The sequence below is a fragment of the Endozoicomonas sp. SESOKO3 genome (genome assembly GCF_024606255.1).
This window is the reverse complement of record NZ_JAHHPR010000135.1, coordinates 1-2,313: the sequence shown is the minus strand read 5'-3', so window position 1 is coordinate 2,313 and position 2,313 is coordinate 1. Positions and strand designations below refer to the sequence as shown.

The following is a 2,313-nucleotide window of genomic DNA, read 5'->3' as shown; positions in this document are numbered from 1 at the left end:
ACAGAAGATTTTTTTATTCCGGGATGGGATTGTGAATCAACAGCATGGTTCAATAAAGAGAAATTAGCATTCCAGAAATCTATAAGCTCACAAGAAATTGACTTGTAAAATATATAGTTCAGCATTCAGGTAGCAGTAATAACATGATTGATCTAGCCACGCCCTCTTATCGAAAAGCCACCTTTGCCCTGGCACTGGGGTCATTCCTGATATTCTGTAACCTGTATCTGTTTCAGCCATTGATTCCTGTCATGGCTAATCAATTCTCGATATCTGTGCTCAAGGCCAATGGCCTGCTGGCAGCAAGTACGGCCGGTCTGGCAATGTCACTGTTGCCCTGGGCCATTCTTTCAGAAAAGCTGGGACGTTACCCTGTGATGATGATTAGCCTGGCACTGATACCTCTGACAGGACTGGGCATACTCCTTTCAAACAGCTTGACGGTTATGATTGTTGCCAGAGCACTGCTGGGCGTCGCTCTGGCAGGTTTTGCTGCCGTAGCAGTGGCCTACATGGCAGAAGAATTCACCCAAAACGCCCTCGTGATGGCTGTCGGCACTTATATCAGCGCAAACTCCCTGGGAGGTATCAGTGGCCGTATCTTTGGGGGATTGGTGTCCGAACAGTGGAACTGGGAGACAGCCGTTGCGGCCATGGCACTGTTCAGTCTGCTATGTGCTCTGACTGTCTACGCGTTATTGCCCAGAGCGGTTCATTTTCAGCAAGAATCCGGGGTCAGTGTTAAAGGAGCTACCCGTATTATTGCCGGGCACCTGCATAATCCAAAATTGTTACTGGCTGTATTAATTGGTGGCCTAAACTTTGCCCTGTTCGTCAATTTATACACTGTCATGGGTCTCAGACTGATTGCTCCCCCCCACTCTCTTCCTGTGGGCTGGACTGCACTGATCTTTCTTTGCTACCTGAGCGGCACTATTTCTTCCCGACTCAGTGGGCACTGGCGTAAGCAAAACACCATCACCCAAGGCCTGTTGATCGGAACATTTATTAGCATGTGTGGGTTATGGATAGCCAGTTTTCAGGCCTTGACGACAATCATTATCGGATTATTGCTGATCAGCTCCGGAGCATTCTTTGTTCACTCTCTGGCTTATGGCTGGGTCAGTCATCATGCCACCCGTGCCAAGGCTACGGCTACCGCTCTGTACCTTGTTGCTTATTATCTGGGCGGCAGTCTGGGAGGATTTCTTCTGATCGCATGCTGGCAGACAGCAGCCTGGGGGGGAGTATTAGTGGGGTCAATGACGCTCTATGGATTAATGTACTGGATGTGCTTCAGACTGAGAAAGTATGACTCCACGCACCAAACACCAACCATGGCTGCGCCTTGAGTAAAAGACAAATAGCCTCCGGGAATACGTGCATGAATGCATCCCGTCATAGCTCTCCTTTTCAGATAAATAGCTGTATTTTTGAGGTATTCGAAATAGTATGTGGATCGACTGGCGCCATGGACACGTCGTGCAGGGCTGCACAAACCGAAAAAATCAATCACTTGACTGTGCATCATCAAACTTTTGTTTTCGGTGTTGCTTTCTGTGATCCGACAGGGCTTTCGCGTTTGGCAGGGACTTCTGGCACTCAGGGCAGGTTTGCTCTCCGGTGTGGTATCGACTTTTGTGTTCCGACAAAGCTTTCTTGTTTGGCAGAGCCTTCTGGCACTCAGGGCAGGTTTGCTCTGGGGTGTGATATTGAATTTTGTGAACCGACAGGGCTTGGGTGTTTGACAGAACCTTATGGCACTCAGGGCAGGTTTGATCTCCGCTGTGATATTGACTTTTGTGAACTGACAGGACATGAGCGTTTGGCAGGGTCTTCTGGCACTCTGGACAAGTTTGCTCCGGGGTGTGATCTTTTCTTTTGTGAACTGACAGGACTTGAGCGTTTGGTAAGGTCTTCTGGCACTCAGGGCAGGTTCGCTCTCCGGTGTGATATTGACTTTTGTGAGTGTTCAATGAGGCTTGAGAGCCAAGTGATTTTTCACAGCCGGGGTGATCACATCGGTATTTTTTGGAGCCTGCCTTCCTTTGTTTTTTCGCAGGAGGTGGATTTAATGTTAATGATCGAGCAGCTGTGCTGTGAGTACCTGAGACAACGGTCGGGCCTTCAGCAGGATGACTTACCGAGCCAGATGTCTTATCGCCTGTCTGCAAATAAACATCTGTTCTGCAAGCGAAAGAGTCGTCTGAGGTTGAACGACACTGAGTACTTGTGGAGGGAGCGAAGATACAGCGTCCTTGTCGATGACAACAGGGCTGTTCATGGCAATTTTCGTCAAGGCTATGTCGGAAG

2 protein-coding genes are annotated in these 2,313 nt (G+C 48.9%); one reads left to right on the top strand and one right to left on the bottom strand.

Translation table 11 applies throughout. From position 1 onward, the window contains the following. Positions 1 to 143: 143 nt before the first annotated feature. The gene (locus KDK18_RS02455; RefSeq protein ID WP_257252946.1) at positions 144 to 1,352 is read left to right on the top strand and encodes an MFS transporter; all 1,209 of its coding nucleotides are present in this window, start codon (positions 144 to 146) and stop codon (positions 1,350 to 1,352) included. A 156-nt stretch (positions 1,353 to 1,508) separates the two neighbouring features. Here the strand turns inward: KDK18_RS02455 and KDK18_RS02450 are convergent, their stop codons facing one another. Next, positions 1,509 to 2,174 (bottom strand): C2H2-type zinc finger protein, encoded by a 666-nt coding sequence (locus tag KDK18_RS02450; RefSeq protein WP_257252945.1) that lies wholly within the window; start codon positions 2,172 to 2,174, stop codon positions 1,509 to 1,511. Positions 2,175 to 2,313: the final 139 nt, after the last annotated feature.

Bases quoted from the DNA above. Each gene is read 5' to 3' on its own strand.
- KDK18_RS02455 (WP_257252946.1), top strand. From the start codon at position 144: ATGATTGATCTAGCCACGCCCTCTTATCGAAAAGCCACCTTTGCCCTG.